The organism is Rhizobium jaguaris, assembly GCF_003627755.1.
In the GTDB taxonomy this organism is placed as follows: domain Bacteria; phylum Pseudomonadota; class Alphaproteobacteria; order Rhizobiales; family Rhizobiaceae; genus Rhizobium; species Rhizobium jaguaris.
Map to the genome: position 1 here is coordinate 1,221,969 of NZ_CP032695.1, position 21,546 is coordinate 1,243,514.

General features: G+C 60.6%; 20 protein-coding genes. 14 read left to right on the forward strand and 6 right to left on the reverse strand.

Annotation, left to right across the window (positions count from 1 at the left end):
• Positions 1–54: 54 nt before the first annotated feature.
• The 9 genes from CCGE525_RS27960 to CCGE525_RS28000 all read left to right on the forward strand — a co-directional run bounded on the left by CCGE525_RS27960 (position 55) and on the right by CCGE525_RS28000 (position 7,604).
• On the forward strand, positions 55–849 hold the full coding sequence (locus CCGE525_RS27960; protein ID WP_120707508.1) for an ATP-binding cassette domain-containing protein: 795 nt from the start codon (positions 55–57) through the stop codon (positions 847–849).
• Positions 846–1,871 (forward strand): ABC transporter permease, encoded by a 1,026-nt coding sequence (locus CCGE525_RS27965; RefSeq protein ID WP_120707509.1) that lies wholly within the window; start codon positions 846–848, stop codon positions 1,869–1,871. The genes CCGE525_RS27960 and CCGE525_RS27965 overlap by 4 nt, the downstream gene beginning before the upstream one ends.
• Before the next feature lie 3 nt (positions 1,872–1,874).
• Positions 1,875–2,960 (forward strand): phosphotriesterase family protein, encoded by a 1,086-nt coding sequence (locus CCGE525_RS27970; protein ID WP_120707510.1) that lies wholly within the window; start codon positions 1,875–1,877, stop codon positions 2,958–2,960.
• A gap of 33 nt (positions 2,961–2,993) precedes the next feature.
• Positions 2,994–3,764: a glutamine amidotransferase gene (locus CCGE525_RS27975; RefSeq protein ID WP_120707511.1), complete on the forward strand. Its 771-nt coding sequence runs from the start codon at positions 2,994–2,996 to the stop codon at positions 3,762–3,764.
• A gap of 3 nt (positions 3,765–3,767) precedes the next feature.
• Positions 3,768–4,673: a ribokinase gene (locus CCGE525_RS27980; RefSeq protein ID WP_120707512.1), complete on the forward strand. Its 906-nt coding sequence runs from the start codon at positions 3,768–3,770 to the stop codon at positions 4,671–4,673.
• A complete protein-coding gene (locus tag CCGE525_RS27985; RefSeq protein ID WP_120707513.1) occupies positions 4,670–5,512 on the forward strand; it encodes a BtpA/SgcQ family protein in 843 nt (280 codons plus the stop codon). Before CCGE525_RS27980 ends, CCGE525_RS27985 begins: the two co-directional genes overlap by 4 nt.
• Entirely contained in the window at positions 5,509–6,750 is a 1,242-nt protein-coding gene (locus tag CCGE525_RS27990; RefSeq protein WP_120707514.1) for a Zn-dependent hydrolase, read from the forward strand. The genes CCGE525_RS27985 and CCGE525_RS27990 overlap by 4 nt, the downstream gene beginning before the upstream one ends.
• Before the next feature lie 159 nt (positions 6,751–6,909).
• Entirely contained in the window at positions 6,910–7,161 is a 252-nt protein-coding gene (locus tag CCGE525_RS27995) for a type II toxin-antitoxin system Phd/YefM family antitoxin (protein WP_120707515.1), read from the forward strand.
• 2 nt (positions 7,162–7,163) lie between these two features.
• Positions 7,164–7,604 carry a PIN domain-containing protein gene (locus CCGE525_RS28000; protein WP_120707516.1) on the forward strand — a complete coding sequence of 147 codons (441 nt, stop codon included), beginning with the start codon at positions 7,164–7,166 and terminating at the stop codon, positions 7,602–7,604.
• A gap of 274 nt (positions 7,605–7,878) precedes the next feature.
• On the opposite strand, the gene CCGE525_RS28005 is transcribed toward CCGE525_RS28000, so the two are convergent.
• Positions 7,879–8,982 (reverse strand): NAD(P)/FAD-dependent oxidoreductase, encoded by a 1,104-nt coding sequence (locus tag CCGE525_RS28005; RefSeq protein ID WP_120707517.1) that lies wholly within the window; start codon positions 8,980–8,982, stop codon positions 7,879–7,881.
• Between the two features lie 213 nt (positions 8,983–9,195).
• Between CCGE525_RS28005 and CCGE525_RS28010 the strand changes: the two genes are divergently transcribed.
• Genes CCGE525_RS28010 through CCGE525_RS28025 form a run of 4 tightly spaced genes read left to right on the forward strand, consistent with a single transcriptional unit; the run spans position 9,196 to position 14,962 of the window.
• Positions 9,196–11,280 (forward strand): hydantoinase/oxoprolinase family protein, encoded by a 2,085-nt coding sequence (locus CCGE525_RS28010; protein ID WP_425375919.1) that lies wholly within the window; start codon positions 9,196–9,198, stop codon positions 11,278–11,280.
• A gap of 6 nt (positions 11,281–11,286) precedes the next feature.
• The gene (locus tag CCGE525_RS28015) at positions 11,287–13,275 is read left to right on the forward strand and encodes a hydantoinase B/oxoprolinase family protein (RefSeq protein WP_120707518.1); all 1,989 of its coding nucleotides are present in this window, start codon (positions 11,287–11,289) and stop codon (positions 13,273–13,275) included.
• On the forward strand, positions 13,272–13,598 hold the full coding sequence (locus CCGE525_RS28020) for a (2Fe-2S)-binding protein (protein ID WP_120707519.1): 327 nt from the start codon (positions 13,272–13,274) through the stop codon (positions 13,596–13,598). The genes CCGE525_RS28015 and CCGE525_RS28020 overlap by 4 nt, the downstream gene beginning before the upstream one ends.
• Positions 13,595–14,962 carry an FAD/NAD(P)-dependent oxidoreductase gene (locus CCGE525_RS28025; RefSeq protein WP_120707520.1) on the forward strand — a complete coding sequence of 456 codons (1,368 nt, stop codon included), beginning with the start codon at positions 13,595–13,597 and terminating at the stop codon, positions 14,960–14,962. The genes CCGE525_RS28020 and CCGE525_RS28025 overlap by 4 nt, the downstream gene beginning before the upstream one ends.
• Before the next feature lie 38 nt (positions 14,963–15,000).
• On the opposite strand, the gene CCGE525_RS28030 is transcribed toward CCGE525_RS28025, so the two are convergent.
• Together CCGE525_RS28030 and CCGE525_RS28035 are read right to left on the reverse strand one after the other, a co-directional pair.
• Complete coding sequence (locus tag CCGE525_RS28030) at positions 15,001–15,909, reverse strand: LysR family transcriptional regulator (protein ID WP_120707521.1); 909 nt, start codon at positions 15,907–15,909, stop codon at positions 15,001–15,003.
• Positions 15,910–15,957: 48 nt separating this feature from the next.
• Positions 15,958–17,283 (reverse strand): NAD(P)/FAD-dependent oxidoreductase, encoded by a 1,326-nt coding sequence (locus CCGE525_RS28035; protein ID WP_120707522.1) that lies wholly within the window; start codon positions 17,281–17,283, stop codon positions 15,958–15,960.
• Positions 17,284–17,515: 232 nt separating this feature from the next.
• On the opposite strand from CCGE525_RS28035, the gene CCGE525_RS28040 reads away from it, so the two are divergent.
• Positions 17,516–17,992 carry an Lrp/AsnC family transcriptional regulator gene (locus CCGE525_RS28040; protein ID WP_120707523.1) on the forward strand — a complete coding sequence of 159 codons (477 nt, stop codon included), beginning with the start codon at positions 17,516–17,518 and terminating at the stop codon, positions 17,990–17,992.
• 24 nt (positions 17,993–18,016) lie between these two features.
• On the opposite strand, the gene CCGE525_RS28045 is transcribed toward CCGE525_RS28040, so the two are convergent.
• Genes CCGE525_RS28045 through CCGE525_RS28055 form a run of 3 tightly spaced genes read right to left on the reverse strand, consistent with a single transcriptional unit; the run spans position 18,017 to position 21,473 of the window.
• Positions 18,017–19,672 (reverse strand): ABC transporter ATP-binding protein, encoded by a 1,656-nt coding sequence (locus CCGE525_RS28045; protein WP_120707524.1) that lies wholly within the window; start codon positions 19,670–19,672, stop codon positions 18,017–18,019.
• Positions 19,673–19,674: 2 nt separating this feature from the next.
• Positions 19,675–20,526: an ABC transporter permease gene (locus CCGE525_RS28050; protein ID WP_120707525.1), complete on the reverse strand. Its 852-nt coding sequence runs from the start codon at positions 20,524–20,526 to the stop codon at positions 19,675–19,677.
• A complete protein-coding gene (locus CCGE525_RS28055) occupies positions 20,523–21,473 on the reverse strand; it encodes an ABC transporter permease (RefSeq protein WP_120707526.1) in 951 nt (316 codons plus the stop codon). Before CCGE525_RS28055 ends, CCGE525_RS28050 begins: the two co-directional genes overlap by 4 nt.
• Positions 21,474–21,546: the final 73 nt, after the last annotated feature.

Sequence of the window (21,546 nt, forward strand, 5' to 3'; positions counted from 1 at the left end):
GCCGCGGTTTGCGTGACATCCGCGCAGCAGAAACTCTTGTCAGGTGGAAACGCCATGAACGATGAAACCTACCGCGTCAGAATGACCGGTATCTCCAAACGTTATCAGACGATCCAAACGCTCGACGATGTCTCGCTGACCTTGAAGCCTGGCGAAGTTCTCGGCCTCGTTGGTGACAACGGCGCCGGCAAATCGACCTTGAGCAAGGTCCTATCTGGTGCGGTCATCCCCGATTCCGGATCCATCGAAATAGATGGAGAGACCGTCGTTTTCGCATCTCCGGCCGATTCACGCGCAGCGCGCATCGAAATGGTCTACCAGGACCTGTCCCTCTGCGACAGTGTCGATGTGGCTGGCAACATTTTTCTCGGCAGGGAGCCCCGGCGCCGCCTGCTCGGATTTCCGTTTCTCGACAACAAGAAGATGCATGACGAAGCGCGCGATATGCTCGAGCGGCTCGGCATCGTCATTGCCGATACGCGGTTGAAGGTGGAAAATCTGTCCGGCGGGCAGCGTCAGTCGATTGCAATTGGGAGAGCAGCCTCGTTCAACCCTTCGGTCCTGATCATGGATGAGCCGACAGCAGCTCTGGCGGTTGCCGAAGTCGAGGCCGTGCTCGAGCTCATCAAGGCCGTCAGTGCCCGCGGCGTCAGCGTCATTCTCATTACCCATCGGCTCCAGGATCTTTTCCTCGTCTGCGATCGCATTCAGGTCATGTATGAAGGACGCAACGTCGCCGAGCGCAGGATCGAAGATACGAGCATCGAGGAAGTCGTCAATCTTATCGTCGGACGCAAATTCGAGGCCCGGTCGGCCGGTCATCGCAAAGACCAGGGAGCGCAGGCATGACAACATCGTCTTCCACAGCCCATGTGCCAGCCGCAGCAACGTCGCGTGCGCGCGTTCATAAGAGCAGATGGCGCGACAAAGTTATGAGCAATGGCAGCATCGTGTCGATTGCGTTGTTTTTCTTTGTCGTCTGTGTCTTCTTTTCCGTGTTCACCAGCGCCTTCCTGACGGCCCCCAACCTCTTGAATATCATTCGCCAGTCCGCCCCCTTGCTCATCGTCGCCGCGTCGATGACCTTCGTCATCACCACAGGGGGGATAGACCTTTCCGTGGGATCCGTGCTTGCTTTGACCGCCACCCTTTCGGCTGCATCGCTGCAGGCGGGAATTGCCTGGCCGCTTGTGGTCGTGCTTATGCTGATCCTCGGGGGTGCCGTCGGGGCTTTGCAGGGTTTCTTCATTGCTTATGAGCGCATCCCTGCTTTTATTGTCACGCTTGCCGGACTTTCGGTCGTACGTGGTCTGGCCTTGCTGATCACCGCCGGTTATTCCATTCCCGTAGAAGCGGAAAGTCCTTTCACGGCAATTGGCAGGGCCTGGTTTCTCGGCGTACCCGTGCCGGCACTGATTGCGCTGCTTGCCCTGGTTCTTGCTTATATCACCTTCAATCAAACGCCTTTCGGTCGCTATGTGACCGGTATTGGTGCCAATGCCGAAGCGGTGCGCCGCGCAGGCGTCAATACCCGCTTCGTCACCCTCTGCGTCTATGTGCTGTCCGGTACGGCCGCCGCCATCGCGGGTATCATTCTCGCCGCCCGGCTCGGCTCCGGATCCTCCAATGCCGGGCAGGGTTTCGAACTCGACGTGATCGCCGCGGTGGTTCTCGGCGGCACCAGCCTGTTCGGAGGCCGTGGCACGATCTTGGGCACTATTCTTGGCGCGCTGACCGTCGCGGTGATCGCCAACGGCCTGATCCTTGCGCATATGTCACCATTCCTCACACCGATCGTCACCGGCGCCATCATTCTCATCGCGATCTGGCTGAATTTCCGGATCTTCAAGGGTGCCGTCAGGAGCCGATGAGCCATGGACGATCTGTTTGAAACACAGCCCAGTGAACGGGCAGCAATCGGTGTCGCATCCGGCACTACCATGACGGTTCTAGGCCCCGTCCCAGTCGACGAGCTCGGCATCACGCTCATGCACGAGCATATCCTGCTCGACGGGGCGCGGACTTGGAAATGTCCCTGTCATCCCGAGGAGAGGCTGATTGCCGAACAGAAGGTCAATATCGAGATCGTCGGCGAATTGCGGATGAATCCCTACATGAACCGCGATAATGTCTCGCTGGACGATAGCGATCTGGCGCTTACCGAACTGAAGAAATTCCAGGCGCTCGGCGGCCATACGGTCATCGAGGCGACCAATATCGGCATCGGGCGTGATCCGAAGAAACTGTCGCGCATCTCGCGCATGTCCGGCATGAAGATCATCATGGGGACGGGGTTTTATCTGCAGCATACCCACCCCGACTGGTTGAAGGACATGGACCTCGATGCCGTCACCGAGTTCATCGTCAATGATGTCGGCGGAAGCGCCGTTCAACCTGAGATCATGGCCGGCATCATCGGCGAAGTCGGTGTCAGCAAGGATTTCACGTCCGAGGAGTTGAAATCGCTTCGCGCCTCGGCGCGTGCTTCTCGCATCACCGGCCTGCCGCTTTCGATCCATCTTCCCGGCTGGGAGCGGCTCGCTCATAAGGTGCTCGACGTCGTGGAAGAGGAGGGGGCCGATCTTCGGCACACTATTCTGTGCCATATGAACCCAAGCCATAACGACCTCGCCTATCAGAAAAGCCTGGCTGAGCGCGGTGCGTTTCTCGAGTACGACATGATCGGCATGGACTATTACTATGCCGATCAGGATGCGCAATCCCCATCCGATGAGGAAAATGCGCGTGCCATCAGGTCGCTCATCGATATGGGTTTTGTCGACCGGCTACTGTTGTCGCAGGACGTCTTCCTGAAAATCATGCTGACGCGCTATGGCGGTTTTGGCTACGGCTACATCCTCAAGCATTTCGTGCCGCGGCTGAGGCGCCATGGCGTGGAGCAGGCAGCGATCGATCAAATGCTGACCGACAATCCGAAATCCGTTTTTTCCGCCGCCTGACCGGCTAAGAAATCCGTATCGCAAGGAGCATACATGTCCAAGAAGAAGATCCTTCTCGCTGGAGAATCCTGGGTATCGACGGCAACCCACATCAAGGGTTTCGATCAGTTTCCGACTGTGACCTATCACACCGGTGCCGACGAACTGCTGGCCGCGCTGAAGAACAGCGACTTCGACGTCACCTTCATGCCGGCGCACGAGGCGCAGCGCGATTTCCCGCAGACTATCGAGGCTCTGTCCGCTTATGATGCGGTTGTGCTCTCGGACATCGGCGCGAACACGCTTCTCCTGCACCCCGATACCTGGATCCATTCAAAGACGACGCCGAACCGCCTACGCCTGCTACGCGACTATGTCCGGAACGGCGGCGGCCTGCTGATGTTCGGCGGCTACTACAGCTTCCAGGGCATCAATGGCGGTGCGCGCTACCGCAAGACGCCGGTCGAAGAAGTCCTGCCCGTGGAATGCCTTTCCGTCGACGATCGGGTCGAGGTGCCGGAAGGGTTCGCACCCATTGTCACTGGCGACGAGAGCCATCCGATCCTGGCCGGGCTCGGCAAGGACTGGCCGGTTCTTCTCGGTTTCAACGAAGTCGTCGTCAAAGACGACGCGGAGGTCCTGGCAACAGTTTCCTCCGATTACGGCTCCCTGCCGTTGCTTGTCACAGGGCGGTACGGCAAGGGCCGCACCGTTGCCTGGACATCGGATGTCGGGCCGCATTGGCTGCCACCCGGCTTCATTGCCTGGAGCGGCTACAAGACGCTGTTTGAACAAATGCTTGCCTTCGCCACCTCCAAGGATTGAGCCATGCCAGTCCGTGTCGTCGGCAACGTCTGTATCGATACCACGTTTCGGGTTGATCGCTTTCCGCAGCCGGGCGAGACTCTCAATGCGAGAGGTCATGCAGACGGTGTCGGCGGCAAGGGCGCCAACCAGGCCGTTGCCGCAGCAAGGACCGGCGCCGACGTCCGGTTTTTTGCGGCCGTCGGAACTGATCTTGCCGCCGCCTTCATCCGCGAGCAGTTGAAGGGCGAGTTCGACCTGCGCCACCTGTCGGAAAAACCTTTGCCGAGCGATCGGTCGACGATCGTCGTCAATCGGGACGGGGAAAACCTGATCATCAGCGGCATCGATTGCGCCGCCGATTTCGATCCTTTGCGAGAGACTGGTCTTTTGACTGTACTCGCTCACGGCGACATCCTGGTCATGCAAGGCAACCTCAGATCAACCGTCACAGATGCGTGCCTTCGCGCTGCGAAGGCCGCAGGTGCGACCACCATTCTCAATCCGAGCCCTCTGTCGGGTGAGGCGGTGGATCTCGCAGCGGTTGACATCGTGATCGTCAATCAAGGCGAGGCATTCGAGATCACCGGCGATCCCGATCCTGAACGTGCCGCACGAGATCTTGTTCGCCGAGGTGCAAAGGCTGCGATCGTCACGCTTGGTGCTGCGGGATGTCTGCTGCTGGAAGACGGTGCCGTCGATCAGATACCTGCGGTCAAAGTGGTGGTGGTCGATACCAGCGGTGCCGGCGACGTTTTTTGCGGGTGTCTCGCCGGATATTTAACGAAGGGGTGGACGCTTGCGCAATCGGCGCGGGCGGCGGTCGCTGCTGCGGCTCTAGCGGTCGGCCGCCCCGGAACCTTGGAAGCCTGCCCGAGCCGGGCGGAGCTCACGAAAATCATGAACACAGTGGAGGCGGAAAGCCTATGACACCCTCTCAAAAACCTGTCGGCCAAGCGTCCAACGATGCGCTTCTTTCACTCTTCGGCAGGACGAAGGTCGTGATCGGCGTCGTCCATCTGGCACCGCTTCCCGGTGCGCCGCGCTATAACGGCGAGGCGGTCGAAGCGATCTACCAACGTGGTCTTGATGACGCCAGGGCCTATCTGCATGGCGGCTGCGACAGCGTCATTGTCGAAAACCACGGCGATATCCCTTTCTCGAAGCCGGATGATATCGGGCCTGAGACCGCAGCCTATATGTCGGTCGTGTCTGATCGCATTCGCCGCGAGCTTGGCCGCCCGATTGGCATCAACGTTCTGGCCAATGCCGCCATTCCGGCTCTGTCGATCGCGAGTGCTTCCGGCGCAGGCTTCGTGCGCGTCAATCAATGGGCTAATGCCTATGTCGCCAACGAGGGCTTCGTCGAAGGTGAAGCGGCACGCGCGATGCGCTTTCGCGCCAAATTGCGGGCGAACGGTATCCGGATTTTCGCCGACGCCCATGTCAAACACGGAGCGCATGCGATCGTCGCCGACAGACCGGTCGAGGAGCAGGTGAAGGATTTGGTCTTCTTCGATGCCGATGCTGTTATTGCGACCGGCCAGCGCACAGGTCATGCCGCTGATCTCAGTTATATCGGGATGATCAAGGAAGCGGCAGGCTTGCCGACGCTCGTCGGAAGCGGTGTCACACCGGAGAATGCCAATGACATTCTCGATATTGTCGACGGGGTCATCGTTGCAAGCTCGCTCAAGCATGACGGCGTCTGGTGGAATGCCGTCGATCCAAAGAGAGTCGAGAGCTTTATCGCCGGCTTGCGCCGATGAGGCTGACGCCAGAGATCAATGGCGAGCGCTTGCTTCGCCGCTTGAGCGATTTTGCCGAAATCGGCGGGACAAGTGTCGGTGGGGTCAACCGGCAGGCCTTGAGCAAGGAAGACTGCGCAGCACGGCATCTTCTCGCAGATCTTGCCACGGCACGCGGCTTCAAGGTCTTTCAGGATCCGATCGCCAATCTGTTTCTCCGTCGGGAGGGCCGCAATCCGGCGCAGCCGCCGATGCTGGTCGGCAGCCATCTCGACAGCCAGCCGACCGGTGGTCGCTTCGACGGCGCGCTTGGCACGCTCGCCGCGTTCGAAGTGCTGGAGGCCCTGGAAGACGCGGGTTATGACACGGAAGCTGCGATCGAAGTCGTTGCCTGGACGAATGAAGAAGGAAGCCGCTTCGCGCCCGGCGTTATGGGATCGATGGCCTTTGTTGGCGCCGCGCATCCGCACGATTTTCAGTCTTTGACTGCAAGCGACGGAGCATACTTTACGGAGGAGCTTGGAGCAACGCTCGCAGCCTTACCCCTGGCAGAAATGCGCCCGCTCGGTACACCGATCTCGGCCTATCTGGAACTGCATATCGAGCAGGGACCCTCGCTTGAGCGCGAAGGGCTTGCCGCCGGAGTCGTCACAGCGGTTCAGGGCACACGATGGCTGACGGTCACGTTCCTCGGAAATGCCGGCCATGCCGGCACCACGTCGCTTGGCTACCGGCGTGATCCCATGGTGGCGGCGACTCTGGCGTTGAGCCGGCTGCAGGCGTCGATCATGCCGCAGGATGAGGATGCGAGGCTGACAGTCGGGCGGTTCTCCGCCCATCCGGGTTCGATCAATGCCATTCCGGACAAGGTGACCTTTACCGTCGATATCAGGCATCCGGACGCTGCGAGCGTAACGTCCATCGACGCGAAGGTTCGCGCTGCTTGCGAGGAGGCGGCACTGTCACAACGATGCAGCGTCGAGATCACGACATCCTTCGATATGCCGCCCGGCTCGTTTTCAAAGATTATGACGGATCGGATCGAAGCTGCGGCGCAGGCCCTCGGATTGTCTTACAAGCGGATGATCTCCGGCGCATTCCACGATGCCTTGTTCGTCGCCCGGGTTGCGCCCGCCGCCATGATTTTCGTCCCCTGCCGTGACGGTATTAGCCACAACGAGGCCGAATATGTCGAGCCGACAGATATCATTAACGGCGCCCGCCTGCTTCTGGAAGCGACGTTGAAAAGTGCGCGCTAGTGCAAGCGGTGCTTGTCAAATCCGAGGGCAAACTCATCGACGGAGATTGCCGATCGGCCCTTTGCGCCTCGCAGCTGTGCAGCTAAAATTCCAGGCCACCAGCTTGATACAAGCCGGCTGTTTCATATATGACTATCGGTAGTCATATGGAGAAGTGCCATGAAAGAAATTCAGCTCAAGGACGCGAAGGCGACGCTTTCCGCCGTGGTCGATCGGGCCGTGGCCGGCGAGCCGACTGTCATCACGCGGCATGGCCGCAAGGAAGCCGTGCTGGTTTCCTTCGAGGAGTGGGAGCGGGTTTCTAGAGTGCCGGACTTTGCCGATCTGCTGTTGGCCTTTCCCGGCGAGACGGGGGATATTCCTCAACGCTCACGCAAGCCCGCCCGTGCATTGCGTGAAAGCGGTCTCTGATCTTGTATCTTCTGGACACCAACATCGTGTCGGCCGATGCGCCGACCAAGCGCCATGTTGGCGCCGAGGCGTTCGCGGCTTGGATGCGGGCGCATGGCGATCGGCTCTATCTTTCGACGATCACCATCGCCGAAATAGAGGCTGGCATTGCCCGTGCCGTCAGGATCGAGGCGACCACCAAGGCGCAGAACTTGCGCCGCTGGCTTGACGCCGTGGAACATTTTTATGCCGGTCGCATCCTGCCATTCGGCGTTGAGGAGGCAAGACACGCTGGCCTGATCCTTGACCGGGCGCGTGGCCACGATCCCGGTTTCGAGGATATTGCCATCGCAGCCACCGCAGCCGCGCATGGTCTCACCGTTTTGACCGCCAATGAGCGCCATTTCGAGCCGCTTGGCGTATCGCTTGCCAATCCCCTGAAGCAGTTGCCCACTATGCAATAGCGGGAAGCGTCGACGACCCCAAGGGTTCGGTTAGGATCATGCCGAAGCTGGCGTCATCGGCGAACCGGCGGTTCCTCCCTCTTTTTCGCGAACTCGGCGAAGAATCGCAGTTGCTCTGCGGCCGCCGATATAGTGGCAAATGGGGTGGAGAAACGTCGGGAGGGTTGAAGCTCTTGCTCACTACATCGTAACTTCTTTTGCATTTCGTTGAGAAACGGTGGGGCTTTCCTTCTGCTTGAGGTGCGCGACCGGGAATCTGTTGTGCAAGAAAATCTCAAAATCGGTTAATCCTGAAGTCGTCAAGAAACACGTCTGTCCTGCCTGTGCTCATGACCTCCGCCATGACGTCTCCGACGCCCGGGCCTAATTGGAAGCCATGGCCGCAGAAGCCGAAAGCATGGAATAGACCTGGCGTCGTAGCAGACGGCCCGATCACCGGAAGACCGTCCCCGACATAGCCCTCACAACCGGACCAGGTGCGGATCACCGCGACGTCGGCAAGTATCGGCAGCAGCGGCAGCAAGGCCCGGAGTTGTCTGGGCAAGCGCGCCGGATCTGCCTTCGCATATCCCGTATCCAGCGACACGTCGGTCCGTTCCGCCCCACCGCCGAAGATGATGTTGCCGCGTTCGACCTGGCGCAGATAGCCGCCACCATGGTCATGCGCCCAGACGCCGACGACCGGCAGAATGCGGTGGGGAAGGGGTTCCGTTACGCCCATTTGCGGTCCTTTGGCAACAATCGGGACATTCTCGCCAAACTGTGCGGCGATGCGGGCACCCCAGGCTCCTGCCGTGTTAAGCAGTGCCTCTGCCGCGTAGTCGCCCTTGGACGTTTCGATCTTGAAGCCGAAAGCAGTTCTGGTGATGGCCGGGACATCAGCCTCTTCGACGATCTTCGCCCCGAGACGCCGGGCGGCGTCTGCGAAAGCAGGGGCTATCAGGCGGGGATTGCCGCTTCCGTCCTCCGGGGAAAAGGATGCCGCGATGGCTTCGGGGCCGAGGCCCGGAAAGCGACTGCGGATTTCCTTTGGCTCAAGCTCTTCCAAGTCGACACCCCAAGGCCTGGCGGCCTTCGCAAAGGAGCGCATTTCGTCGAGCCCCGCCTGGCTGAAAATCAATCTCAGGTGGCCGGTGGCGCGGAACTCCACGTCACGGTCCAGCATCTTCGAAGCCTCGCCCCACAGCGCCAGCGATCGGCGCGCAAGTGCGAGCTGGGGGATATAGCGGCCGCTCCGGCGGATGTTCCCAAAGGAGGCGACAGTCGCTCCGCTTCCGACCCGGTTGCGTTCGACGAGCGTCACGCGGACCCCGCGCCGGGCCAAAAAATATGTAGAGGCTGCTCCCATCAAGCCGCCGCCTAGAACGATCGCATCCATCAGGTTCCCCGCCATCCACTCAGAAAGGAGGCAGCCTGATCGATTTGACCGGAATGAGTCAAAGACGAGGTTTTACCTCCTCCATAAGTCCAGCCTATGGCCACGCCGCTCTGCGGGACATAAGTCCGCCTTATGGCTTCTGACTTTTTCAATCTTGGACCTTGCTGCTTCATTCGTGCCAACTTTCTCCGCATCAGTGAGAAAGGAACCGGAATGGCCAGCATGACAGCGTCCGCGACAAGCAACCTTGACCAGCAGGATTGGAAGATAGGTGTCGATATCGGCGGAACGTTCATCGATTTCTGTGCTTTAGAGACCCGGTCCGGCCGCGTCGCCTCGTTAAAAGTTCTGACGACTCCAGATGATCCAGGCGCCGAGTTGATGACAGGCCTGTCACTCCTCGGCGAGCGGGAAGGGCTCGACCCTGCCGGCATAAGCCGCTTCGTTCATGGGACGACAGTCGGCATCAATACCGTCATCCAGCGGCGCGGCGTATCGCTTGCGCTGCTGACCAACGCCGGCTTCGAAGACGTCATCGAATTGGCGCGATTGAGAATGCCCGATGTCTATTCGCTTTTCTGCGCCCGCCCTGACCAGCTCATTTCCAGAGACATGATCTTCGGAATTGCGGTGCGCTTGAGAGCCGACGGAAGTGAAGCACAGGCGCCGGACATGGAGAGTGTTGCCAAGGCCGCGGTCGCCGCCAAGGCAAAGGGTGCGTCCGGCATCATCGTGTCCTTCCTGCATTCATGGCGAAGCGACGCCCAGGAGGCCGCGGTCAAGGCCAAGATTGGAGAGGTCGCCCCGGATCTCTTCGTCTTCACCTCGTCGGAAGTATGGCCCGTTATCCGCGAGTACGAGCGCACAACAACTGCCATCTTGAACGGCTATGTCCATCCGCGCGTTTCCGGCTATCTGACTGCGCTCGAGGAGAAGCTCGCGTCGCGCGGCGTCGCCGCCCCAGCATTGCTGACCAAGTCGAACGGCGGCGTCATGAATGCCGCGGAAGGCAAGCGGTCTTGCGTGCAGATGCTGCTTTCGGGCACGGCGTCGGGCGTGATCGGCGCTGCCTGGCTTGCCCGGCGTGCGGGCGAGAAGCACATTCTGACCCTCGATATCGGCGGCACTTCGGCGGATTTCGCTCTTATCATCGACGGCGAGCCGCAGTTTGGCTCCGGCGAACTCATCGGCGAGTTTCCGCTACACATCCCGTCGGTATCGGTCAGCTCGATTGGCATCGGCGGAGGCTCGATTGCGAGTGTGGACGCCCAAGGCGTTCTGCGCGTCGGACCGGAATCGGCTGGCTCCACGCCCGGCCCGGCGTGCTACGGTCGGGGAGGCATGCAGGCGACGGTGACCGACGCCATGGCGGTCTGCGGATGGTTGGGACATAGCCAGATGGCCTATGGCCAGTTGCAGATCGACGTCGGGCTGGCCAGGGCGGCGGTGACACGACTTGCAGAGCTGATTGGCCGGACTGTCGAAGAGGCGGCGCAGGCGATCCTGGACATCGCCATCTCGGAAATGTTCGTGGAGGTCGAGAAATTGGCTTCGCGCGCCGGCGTCGATCTGCGGGAGTTCACGCTGATGCCGTTCGGCGGCGGTGGACCGATGCTTGGCGCGTTCCTCGCCCGCGAATTCCGGATGGCGAAGGTCATCGGCCCGCCGCGCCCGGGCGTTGTTTCGGCTCTTGGCGGTCTGGTCGCGGACCTGCGCGGCGATTTTATCCGCACCATCTTCACCCACTTGTCGGACCAAGCGGTGCTGCTATTGCGCGCTGCCTTAGAAGCGTTGTCAGATGAAGGACGCGGCTGGCTGAAGAAGCAGGGGAATAGCGGACCGGCTGCCCTGAATGCTTCAGCCGACATGCGCTACGTTGGGCAGAGCTTCGAGATAGAGGTGCCGATTGAAGTGGCTTGGATTGCCAATGGCGATCTGGGCGCCATGGAGCACGCCTTTCATGTCTTTCACCAGAGGATCTACGATTTCCACGATCCCGACGGCGAGATCGAAATTGTCAACTTGCGCCTGTCGGCCATTGGAGCGGGACCGACCCTGGAGTTTCCGACGGCAGCGCCGGACTTGCAGACGGCGATCGCCCCTGAGCGCGAAATACCTGTCTTCACCGGCAAAGACTTCGAATGGATCGGGCTTTACCGGCGCGACATGCTTCGCCCCGGCGGACGGTTTGCGGGCCCCGCAGTGGTCGCGCAGGACGACACGACCTTCGCAATTCCAGCCGGCGCACAGGTGGAGGTCGATCGCCACCTGAACCTGCACCTCACCTTCTCGGAGTAACAGCGCATGTTCGACCCATTGAACCTTCAAGTGTTCGCCAACCACACGCGAGCCGCCGCTGAGAACATGGCCTACACTCTCCAGAGGACGGCCCACTCCGCCTTCGTGAAGGAGACCGAGGACTTCACCGTCATGCTGATCAACCGCAAGGGCGAGACGTTCGGTGTGCCGATGGGCCTCGGCGCGACTTGGTATCCCGGTCTCACCTATACCCGGGCGATCGAGATGATCGATGACTACAAGCCGGGCGATGTCGCCTTTACCAACGATCCCTATTCCTGCTTCGTCGCCACCCATGCGCCCGACACCCATTTGTGGAAGCCGGTTTTCTACGGCGGCGAAATCATCGCCTGGACCGGAGGCCATATCCACAACACGGATATGGGCGGGGCCGTGCCGGCCTCGCTGTCGCGGGCACTCACTGAAATCCATCAGGAAGGCATCCGCTTTCCGCCGATGAAGCTGGTCAACGAAGGTGTCTTTGATGAAGACATTCTCAAGATCATGACGATCAACGTCCGCAAGCCGGACCTCAATATCGGCGACATCAAGGCTCTCGTCGGTGCGCTCAAGACAGGCGAGCGGAAGATCCTTGCGATGGTTGAGAAATTCGGCAAGGAGGCGTTTCTCGAAGGCGCGGAGGTTCTGCTCGACCATGCCGAGGCGCAGGCGCGGGACCTTCTTCGTTCCATGCCGGATGGAACCTGGGAATTTGTCGATTATGCCGACGAGGATTCCGTGGAGGCCAATCCGTGTCGCCTGAAGCTGACCTTGACGATCAAGGGAGACGAGGCACTGCTCGACTTCACGGGTTCCGACCCGCAACTTGGCTCGTCGCTCAACGTGCCGTCGGGCGGCGATCCGCGCCACACGATGCTGCTGGTCGGCGTCTATTACGTACTCTACACGCTGAACCCAAAGATTCTGCTGAACACCGGCCTGACGCGGCCCTTCACCTGCATCGCTCCGAAAGGCAGCGTGCTCAATCCGATCGCCCCGGCCGCCGTCGGCATGCGTTCTCTGACCTGCGCTCGTCTGCGCTCGGTCATTTTCGGCGCTTTTTGCCAGGCCGTGCCTGAGAAGCTGCCTGCGGCTCCGGCAGGCAACAATTGCATCGTCAACGTCATGACGACCGATGAGCGGACAGGTCGCACCGTGATCGCCGCGGTCAATCCAGTGGTCGGCGGCGGCGGCGGCATGCCGCATCGTGACGGAACGAATGGCTCGGGCGCGGATGCCGCTTACCTGAAGAACACGCCGATCGAGATCACCGAGACCGAGGTGCCGATCGAGTTCATCAAGTATGGATTGGCAAAGGACAGCGGGGGCGCCGGCCGATGGCGGGGCGGCCTTGCGACCGAGATGGCGTTTCGCGTGTTCGCGCCAGGCAGTCGCATCACTGCTCGCAACCGTGACCGCAGCTTCTTCCGTCCCTGGGGATTGCTGGGCGGTCGGGCGGCCGGCCTCTCGGACATGACCGTCAATCCCGGACGAGAAGATTACCGCCGGCTTGGCAACATCGATACTGCCGTTCTGCAGCCGGGTGATGTTCTCGAAATCCGTTCTGCCGGCGGCGGCGGACGCGGCAGTCCGCTGGAACGTGAAACGTGGCGGGTGGCGCAGGACGTAGCGCGGGGCTACGTTTCACCGGAGACTGCCGAGCGCGATTACGGCGTTATCATTTACGATGGCTCGGTCGACGAGGTGGCCACGGCTGACCTGAGGGCTTCGCGCGGCAAGCCGACCCCCCACTTCCATTACGGCCCGGAGCGAGAAGGCTACGAGGCGCAATGGACGCCCGCAGCCTATAATCTCCTGACGGAGATTCTCGCCGGCCTTCCCATCCACTGGCGTTTCTTCACAAAAACGGAAATCTTCCGCCGCATGAAGGGACGCGTCGGACCGGGCGGCGTCGCGGCCGCTCTTGCGGATGTGAGTGCGCGCTTCAAGGAAATGCCGCAGCCCGCAATCGAAACCAAAGAGGCGGCCGAATGAAGCCTGACAGGCGGCCGGCGCGGGACATGGGACGGATCGTACGTCTTGCCGAGCAAGGCAGGCCTCCGGTTCATTTCCTGCTGGACGGTGAAGAATGCGAAGCGTTAGCCGGCGACACGGTGCTGACGGCCATGCTCCTTCACGCCCCAGCGCTGAGGCAGTCCGAGTTCGGACCGGAAAAAAGGGCGGGCTTCTGCCTCATGGGGGCTTGTCAGGACTGCTGGGTCTGGCAGGAGGATGGCGGGCGGATAAGAGCCTGCACGACACTCATTGCCGGCGGCATGAAGCTCCTTAGCGACGTCCCGCCGGGATGGCCTTCATGAGCGGGGAGGCACAGAAGGTCGTCATCGTCGGAGCAGGGCCTGCCGGCATTCGGGCTGCCGAGCTTCTGGTGTCTGCCGGGGTCCGGCCGGTTGTCATTGACGAAGGCATGAGGGCAGGGGGCCAGATATACCGCAGGCCGCCGGAGGGGTTCAGTCGGCCGCCGAAAGAACTCTATGGCTCCGAAACCCGCAAGGCCGTCACTCTGCATGCTCTGTTCGACAGGATGGTTGCCGCCGGACTTGTCGACTATCATCCCCAAAGCGCGGTTCTAGCTCGGGCAGGCAGTATGTTGCAGACACTGACGGCGGCCGGCCGACGGGAATTCCGCTATGACCGGCTCATCCTCGCGACCGGCGCAACGGACCGTTTGGCACCGGTGCCGGGTTGGCAGGCACCCGGCGTCTATAGTCTCGGGGCAACGCAGATCGCGCTGAAGGCGCAAGGCGTGGCACTCGGGCGCGAGATCGTCCTTGCCGGCTCCGGACCGCTACTCACCCTCGTAGCAGCCCAGTTGCTGAAGGCCGGGGCCAAGCTGGCAGCGGTCCTCGACACGTCGACGATCCGGAGCCAATTGGCCGGTTTGCCGGGTATGGCGGCGGCACGGCCGGGCCTCGTTCTGCTGGGGCTCATGATGCGCGCGAAGCTCGGCCGGCTGTATCATGCCGGCGTTAGATTGGTTGGAATCGATTCCGATGAACGCGGACCGGTCGGCGTGCGCTGGCGTGATGCCCGTGGCGGTGAGCATTTCACCGGATGCGATATGGTCGGCATTGGCTGGCATCTTCGGGCGGAGACGCAGCTCGCGGGCCTGGCGGGCTGCAGCTTCGAATATGACAACGGCTGGGCACAATGGTTACCGCACACGGACAGGATGGGTCGGGCCACAGTGGGCCTTTACCTTGCCGGCGACGGATTGCGAATCCTCGGAGCCGATGGCGCGGAAGTGGCCGGCCGGCTGGCTGCCTGCGCCTGTCTTGCAGATATGGGATTGCCTGCGCCGGACGTCGCGGCCGATCTGCGTCGGCTTGATCGGTTGGAACGGTTTGCTCGTGCGATGGCGCGCGCCTTTCCGTGGCCGGCCGAAATGGTTCACCGGATTCCGGACGAAACAGTGGTCTGCAGATGCGAGGGGGTGACAGCGCGACAACTGCGTGAGAGCGTCGACTACGGTGGCGCGGAAGCCAATCGGGTCAAATCTCTGGCCCGCGTCGGCATGGGCCGCTGCCAGGGGCGCTTCTGCCAGCTTGCCGGCGCCGAGTTGATCGCCGAAAGGGTCGGCATCGCGGCATGTGAAGCCGGACGCCTGCGCGAACAGTCGCCCGTTCGTCCCCTGCCGATCGGGGTCTGGGCGCGAGAACCGTAGAGGTCGCGGCTCAGCCTGTCGTCTTCACCTCGCGCAGCTTAATGACCAAGGTCGTCGGCATTTCTGAGGACGGCTGCGCAGGCCTCGCGGATATTGTCGCGCATGGCAAGATGGCTTCCGGTCAGAGGCCGATCGCGATTGGTCAGCAGGGCGATCGGAACCATGGTCCTATGCCGCAGCGGACGGCGAACGAGCCCCGGGAACTGTTCCCAAGGCAAGAGACCGTCCACCACCGCGACACCGAATCCATCCCGGACGAAAGGAAGAGCAGTGATGGAGATGTCGATCTCTATCGCCGGGTTGAACATCTGCTTTTCCGCGGCGGCGGCGCTCAAAAGAAGTCGGCCCGGAAGCGTGCCAGCCCGGTAGGATATCAGAGTTTCGCTCTGGAGATCGGCAAATGAAATTTCGTCATGCTCCGCCAGACGGTGGCCTTCCGGGATGATGCAGACGAGTTCGGCATGACCGAGGGTCTCGACCTCGATGCCCGGCCGCGCCATGTTGTTCATCACAATGCCGAGCATCGCGTCGCCGTCGCGGATCATGTCCACAACATTGACCAGCGGCGCGATCAACGAGCGTACCACGATGTCAGGATGAGCGGATCTGAACGAAAGCAGCGCCTTGGGAACGATCGACATGGCGGGAGGTGCGGAAGCTGCGACTCGGATGAGACCAGTGCGGCCGTAGCGCATGTCTGTCGTGCGCCTGCGAAGCGCGCTGAGTTCCGCGAAAATCCGCTCGCATTCGGGATAGAGCTCTTCAGCCTCGCGCGTGGCAACGAGCTTGCCGCGGACGCGGTTGAAGAGCTTGAAGCCGATCTGGTCTTCTGCATGAAGGAGAATCTGGCTCAGCGCCGGCTGCGAAATGTTGAGCATGGCGGCTGCGCCGGTCACCGTCCCACACCGCATCAGCATGCAGAAAACTTCGAGTTGGCGTGCCTGCATTCGGGTCAAAATTCCTGCAAAGTTACGTCGGGCGGCAATACACGCATTTCAGAAGTCTGCCACCTTACCCCAGGCAAATCCCGCAAATCTGTCCGGATGATAGGGTACCGGATCGACGATTGGCTCCAATCCGGTGATGAGGTCGGCGATCAGATGGCCGGCTCCAGGCCCAATGCCGAAGCCGTGCCCGCTAAAACCGGCGGCCAGAACGAAGCCCGGAATGGAGGCGGCTTCACCGATAGCGGGTACGCCGTCCGGAGTGCTATCGATATAGCCGGCCCAACTGGCGGTCACGCGTCGTCCCTTGAGTGCCGGCAGCAGTTCGAGCGCGCGGTCGTGCGTCAGCTTGATCGTGCTCTTGTCGGCCGCTGGATCGAGGATGCGCATCCGCTCCATCGGCGTCGGTCGGTCGAGCCGCCAGTGTGTCAGGCTCTCGTGGCCGCTGCGAAAGCCTTCGAAGCCGCCGGGGGAGAGGGAGCGCCAGCGGCGAATGAACATCGGCAGGAACTGCGCCGCAAAACGTATGTTCTGCGGTGTTGGATCGACGCGACCGCGGCCGCTGATCGCGAGCGTATGGCCGCCGTCGCCCCTGCGCGTCACCGACACATTTGCGGTGTGAAGAGCGTCCGGGAGGCCGCCTTCGCCTGGGCCGACGGAAAGGATCGATGAGCGGATCGACGCCTGCGGGAAGCGGAAACCGAGCTGCCGGCAAAAGGAAGAGGCCCAGGCGCCGCCGGATAGAATGGCAACCCTGGTTCTGATCGTACCTCTCTCTGTAACGACCGCGGAGAGTTTCCCCCCTTTTGTCTCGATGCCGCGCGCAGCGCAGTTCTGATGCAGGCTACCTCCCAGTTTCATCAGCGCGCGAGCGACCGCCGGGGCGGCGCTGGCCGGATCGGCAATGCCATCGGTCGGGGAAAAAACGCCGCCTTTCCAGACGCGGCCCGTCGCCCTTCCACGCTCGCTGGCCTGGGCGCTGTCCAGCATATGCGTGGTCACGCCGACGCTGCGCGCAAAGTCGCGCCAGCGGGCCCATCCGGCAAGTTCTTCTTCGCTGTTGCTCAGATAGAAGAGACCACAGCGGCGAAAACCGGTGTTCTCCCCGGTCTCTGCGGCGAATTGATCCCAGAGGTCGAGGCTTTTCGTCGCCATCGGCAATTCGCGGGCGTCGCGGTTCTGCTGCCTGCACCAGCCCCAGTTACGGCTGGACTGCTCGGCGCCGACGCGGCCTTTCTCGACAAGAGCAACTTTGAGGCCCCGCTTTACCAGATAATAGGCCGCAAAAACGCCGACAATTCCGGCCCCGATGACGACAACATCAGCAAAGGATGGCAAATCAGCGGAGCCTTCGACAAGGGTGAGCGGTGCGGGCATGAATGGGGGTCTCCTATCGAGCCGAAAGCATAGCGAGATGATCGGCCATGAAGCTGCCGCACAACGGTCGCACGCGGCATAAGATTCTGCTCATAGTGGACGAAGCGGCCTAATATGCCGGCTCGATCCATGCAGAATGAAATAGACAAGATAGACCATGATGTTATGCTCGATCTTGGAAAGTTCGCAGCACAAAATGCTGCCCTTGCAATCTATGGAAAGACTTAAAGCAATGAAGCTCGACCGTATCGATATCAAGATCCTGTACGAACTTCAGAAGAACGGCCGCATCACCAATGTCGAGCTGGCGGAACTGGTCAACCTGTCGCCGAGCCCCTGCCTGATGCGGGTCAAGAAATTGCAGCAGGAGGGCTATATCGAGGGATATTCAGCCCAGATCAACATCGGAAAGCTGGGCCAGACACTGACCGTGTTTACGGAAGTCACCCTCAAGAACCATCGGCAGATCGATTTCGCGCGCTTTCTATCGGTGGTGGAGAAGGTGGATCAGGTAATCGAATGCCACCTGGTCTCCGGCGGCTACGATTACATGCTGAAGTTCGTCACGGCCGGCATCGGAGAATATCAGACGATCATGGAACGGCTGACCGACATGGATATCGGGATAGACAAATATTTCAGCTTCGTCGTGCTCAAGTCACCGATCGTCAAGGCGCACATGCCGCTGACCAGCCTGTTTCCCATGTGATCGGCTCCGAGGCCGCACTATCGGCTAGCCGTGGCCATATTCACGCTTGAGCTCCGGATCCTGGACAAGGTTGTCGAGCCATTTCGGATCGAGTTTCGGAACGGACCCGAACAGCAGTTGTGAATAGGGATGGCGGGGCGCATTTGCAGCTTCGCGCGTGATTTGCTCCACTTTTCTGCCATCGTACATCACAACGATCTCATCGCAGATTGCCTCGACGACCGAGAGGTCGTGGCTGATGAAAATATAGGATAAATGCAGTTCACGCTGCAGTTCCTTGAGCAGGTCGATGATTGCCGCCGCAACAACAGTATCGAGGGCGGAGGTGATTTCATCGCAAATGATCAGGCGTGGCTCTGCTGCAAGCGCGCGAGCAAAATTCACGCGTTGTTTCTGACCGCCGGACAATTCCGACGGATAGCGATAACGAAGCGGGCGGGGAAGTCGGACCATATTCAGCAATTCGTCGACCCTGGCTTCTCGAGCCTTGCGGTCCATCCCATGGTAGAAAGCCAAAGGTCGCTCAAGTATATCGGCGATCGATTTTGCCGGATTGAGCGCCGTGTCGGCATACTGAAAAACAATCTGCATCTCGCGCAACTGATCGCGCGTGCGCAGTCTGGCGGCGCGATTCATGTCGCTGCCATTGAACCCGATGGTGCCTGATACGGCGGGCAGTATGCCCGCGATTGCGCGCGCCAGCGTCGATTTTCCGCATCCGGACTCACCGATGATGCCGAGATTCCTGCCCTTTTCCACCTCAAGGCTCACTGATTGAACCGCGCAGACCGCCGGCAGGCCATTGGCCTGGATATCACCGTAGCCGGCAACCAGGCTGTCGATCCTCAATACAGGTGCAATCGACCCGCTTGTGCTGCTGTCGCGGAAGGCCTGTTTCGGCTCGACGGCTGCCAGCAGCTCGCGCGTATAGGGATGGCTCGGCCGCGTAAGGATCGCTTCAGTCTCTGCCAATTCCTGGATTTCACCGCCCTTGAGTACGGCAATGCGATCGGCGATCTGCGCTACGACCGCTAGATCGTGCGAAACGTAAACACCAGCAATACCGCCGGCACGGATGACGGATTTGAACGCTTTCAGCACGTCGATCTGCGTTGTCACGTCGAGTGCAGTGGTCGGTTCGTCAAAAATGACCAGCTTAGGCTCGCCGATCAGAGCCATGGCAGCCGCCAGTCGCTGCAACTGGCCCCCGGAGACCTGATGCGGATATCGTTCGCCGATCGTTTCCGGATTTGGCAGCGACAGCGCCCGGAAGAGCTCGATCGCACGCTGGCGGGCTTTTTCAGGGGGCATCAGCCGATGGATGCGGGTGACCTCGATCACCTGTTCCATGATTTTGGTCGCCGGATTAAAAGCCGCCGCGGCACTTTGCGGAATATAGGAAACCGTGGTGCCTCGCACCTTTGAGCGATCGCTTTCGGAGAGAGTAGCCATGTCCTGTCCGTCGACTTGGACCTTGCCGCCGGAGATGCGGCAGCCCTCTCGCGCGTGCCCCATAAGGGTCAGCGCTATCGTCGTCTTGCCCGAGCCGCTTTCGCCGATGAGGGCAACGATTTCGCCTTTGGCGATGTCGAAGCTGACACCCTTGATGATTTCCACGATGCGCCCAGAGTCAGTCTTGGCTTCGACCTTCAAATTTTTGATTTCAACGAGATTGGCCATCGTCATGCGCTCCTGTCTCTGATCCTGCGCGGCAGGTTGTCGATCAGCAGGTTGACGCTGATGGTGAGGCTGGCAATGGCAAAGGAGGGCACGATCACCGCAGGTGCAGCGAAGGGCAGCCCACCGATATTTTCGCGGACCAAGGCTCCCCAATCGGCATAGGGCGGCTGCAGGCCGAGGCCGAGAAAGGAAAGACCTGACAACAGGAGAACGACAAAAACGAAGCGTAGGCCGAAGTCCGCCAGAACAGGACGAATAATGTTCGGCAGAATTTCCGAGCCGATGATGTAGCCGACTCTCTCGCCGCGAGTGCGCGCAACCGTGATGAAATCCATCGTGTTGATGTTAACGGCAAGTGCGCGGGCAAAGCGGTAGGCACCGGGCGTGTAGATGACAGCGAGTGTGATGATCAGCACCGGGATGGACGAGCCGACGGCGGCAACGACGACCAGGCCGAAAAGCTTGCTTGGAATGGAGTTCAGGGCGTCGAGAAACCGGCTCAGGATTGTGTCGAACCATCCGCCGATAACTGCCGCGATCATGCCGAGCGTCACGCCGCAAAAGCAGCAAAGTGCGACCGCAGCCAATGAAATGCCGACCGTATAGCGTGCGCCCATGAGGACGCGCGAAAGCATGTCACGGCCGAGATAGTCCGAGCCGAGCCATAATTGACGGCTCACCGGACCGAAATAGTCCGTATCGACGATTTCGCCGACGGAGTAGGGGATAATATAGGGTGCGAACAACGCGACGATCGTCCAGCCGAAGATGATGGCAAAGGCCGCGATTCCAACGGGGCTGACGTTGTAGCCAAACATGGACGGAGTGCGGCGAGGCAGGGTTTTCGTGGTCATCGCAGCCTCGGATTCGACAGGATAGCAACGATGTCGGCGGCGGTGATCAGCAAGAGATAACCAAGGCAAAAAATCATCGCGCAGCTTTGGATCAACGGCAGATCGCGCGTCGCGACTGCGTCGACCATCAGCTTGGCGATGCCCGGATAGTTGAAGATGGTCTCGACAATGATCACGCCGCCGACGAGGTAGGAGAGCGAAAGCGCAATCGCATTGACGATCGGCCCGAGGGCATTGGGCAATGCATGCCTGAACACCATGCGGCTGCGGGAGGCGCCCTTGAGCAGGGCCATTTCCACATAGGGTGTCTTTAGCGTCTCGATCAGGGCCGCCCGGGTCATGCGGATCATTTGCGCCGATATGACGAAGGTGAGCGTAATGACCGGCATGGCATAGATCTTCAGAAGGTCGAAGAATGTATGTGCTTCGTTGATGGAGGAGAGCGCAGGCAGCCAGCGCAGATAGACGGCGAACAACAGCACAGCAAGCGTCGCGACCATGAACTCAGGCACCGATATCACACCGATGGAAAAGATCGTGACAAACCGATCGTAATAGGAGCCGCGAAGCATGGCCGAGGTAATGCCGAGCAGCAGTGCAAGCGGGACCGAAACGAGCGTTGTGATAGCGGCAAGCTCCAGCGTGGCCACTAGGCGGCGACCGATCAAGTCAGCGACGGGCATGTTGTTCGCATAGGATGTCCCGAGGTCGCCCTTCACCAGCCCCAAAAGCCATCCCATGAACCGCAGGATTGCCGGTTCATCGAGATGCATGGCCTTGCGCAGACCAGCAACCGCTTCGGGTGTGGCCGCCTGACCGAGCAGGATGGAGGCGGTGTCTCCCGGCAGCATGCTGGTTGCGAAAAACACGGCGAAAGACACGATCAGCAAAGTGATGATCGCTATGAAGAGCCGGTTTAGGACAAGTAAGGAAACCTCGGATCTCAAATATAATGCTCCTGCGGCGTTCTACGAATGGCGTTCGCGGGACGGAAGTCCCCCGGGGCGGTTTGAGCCGTCC

What these genes read in the sequence shown, in the direction of transcription:
- CCGE525_RS27960 (WP_120707508.1), top strand. Translation starts at nt 55, where the DNA reads ATGAACGATGAAACCTACCGCGTCAGAATGACCGGTATCTCCAAACGT.
- CCGE525_RS27965 (WP_120707509.1), top strand. Translation starts at nt 846, where the DNA reads ATGACAACATCGTCTTCCACAGCCCATGTGCCAGCCGCAGCAACGTCG.
- CCGE525_RS27970 (WP_120707510.1), top strand. Translation starts at nt 1,875, where the DNA reads ATGGACGATCTGTTTGAAACACAGCCCAGTGAACGGGCAGCAATCGGT.
- CCGE525_RS27975 (WP_120707511.1), top strand. Translation starts at nt 2,994, where the DNA reads ATGTCCAAGAAGAAGATCCTTCTCGCTGGAGAATCCTGGGTATCGACG.
- CCGE525_RS27980 (WP_120707512.1), top strand. Translation starts at nt 3,768, where the DNA reads ATGCCAGTCCGTGTCGTCGGCAACGTCTGTATCGATACCACGTTTCGG.
- CCGE525_RS27985 (WP_120707513.1), top strand. Translation starts at nt 4,670, where the DNA reads ATGACACCCTCTCAAAAACCTGTCGGCCAAGCGTCCAACGATGCGCTT.
- CCGE525_RS27990 (WP_120707514.1), top strand. Translation starts at nt 5,509, where the DNA reads ATGAGGCTGACGCCAGAGATCAATGGCGAGCGCTTGCTTCGCCGCTTG.
- CCGE525_RS27995 (WP_120707515.1), top strand. Translation starts at nt 6,910, where the DNA reads ATGAAAGAAATTCAGCTCAAGGACGCGAAGGCGACGCTTTCCGCCGTG.
- CCGE525_RS28005 (WP_120707517.1), bottom strand. Translation starts at nt 8,982, where the DNA reads ATGGATGCGATCGTTCTAGGCGGCGGCTTGATGGGAGCAGCCTCTACA.
- CCGE525_RS28010 (WP_425375919.1), top strand. Translation starts at nt 9,196, where the DNA reads ATGGCCAGCATGACAGCGTCCGCGACAAGCAACCTTGACCAGCAGGAT.
- CCGE525_RS28015 (WP_120707518.1), top strand. Translation starts at nt 11,287, where the DNA reads ATGTTCGACCCATTGAACCTTCAAGTGTTCGCCAACCACACGCGAGCC.
- CCGE525_RS28020 (WP_120707519.1), top strand. Translation starts at nt 13,272, where the DNA reads ATGAAGCCTGACAGGCGGCCGGCGCGGGACATGGGACGGATCGTACGT.
- CCGE525_RS28025 (WP_120707520.1), top strand. Translation starts at nt 13,595, where the DNA reads ATGAGCGGGGAGGCACAGAAGGTCGTCATCGTCGGAGCAGGGCCTGCC.
- CCGE525_RS28030 (WP_120707521.1), bottom strand. Translation starts at nt 15,909, where the DNA reads ATGCAGGCACGCCAACTCGAAGTTTTCTGCATGCTGATGCGGTGTGGG.
- CCGE525_RS28035 (WP_120707522.1), bottom strand. Translation starts at nt 17,283, where the DNA reads ATGCCCGCACCGCTCACCCTTGTCGAAGGCTCCGCTGATTTGCCATCC.
- CCGE525_RS28040 (WP_120707523.1), top strand. Translation starts at nt 17,516, where the DNA reads ATGAAGCTCGACCGTATCGATATCAAGATCCTGTACGAACTTCAGAAG.
- CCGE525_RS28045 (WP_120707524.1), bottom strand. Translation starts at nt 19,672, where the DNA reads ATGGCCAATCTCGTTGAAATCAAAAATTTGAAGGTCGAAGCCAAGACT.
- CCGE525_RS28050 (WP_120707525.1), bottom strand. Translation starts at nt 20,526, where the DNA reads ATGACCACGAAAACCCTGCCTCGCCGCACTCCGTCCATGTTTGGCTAC.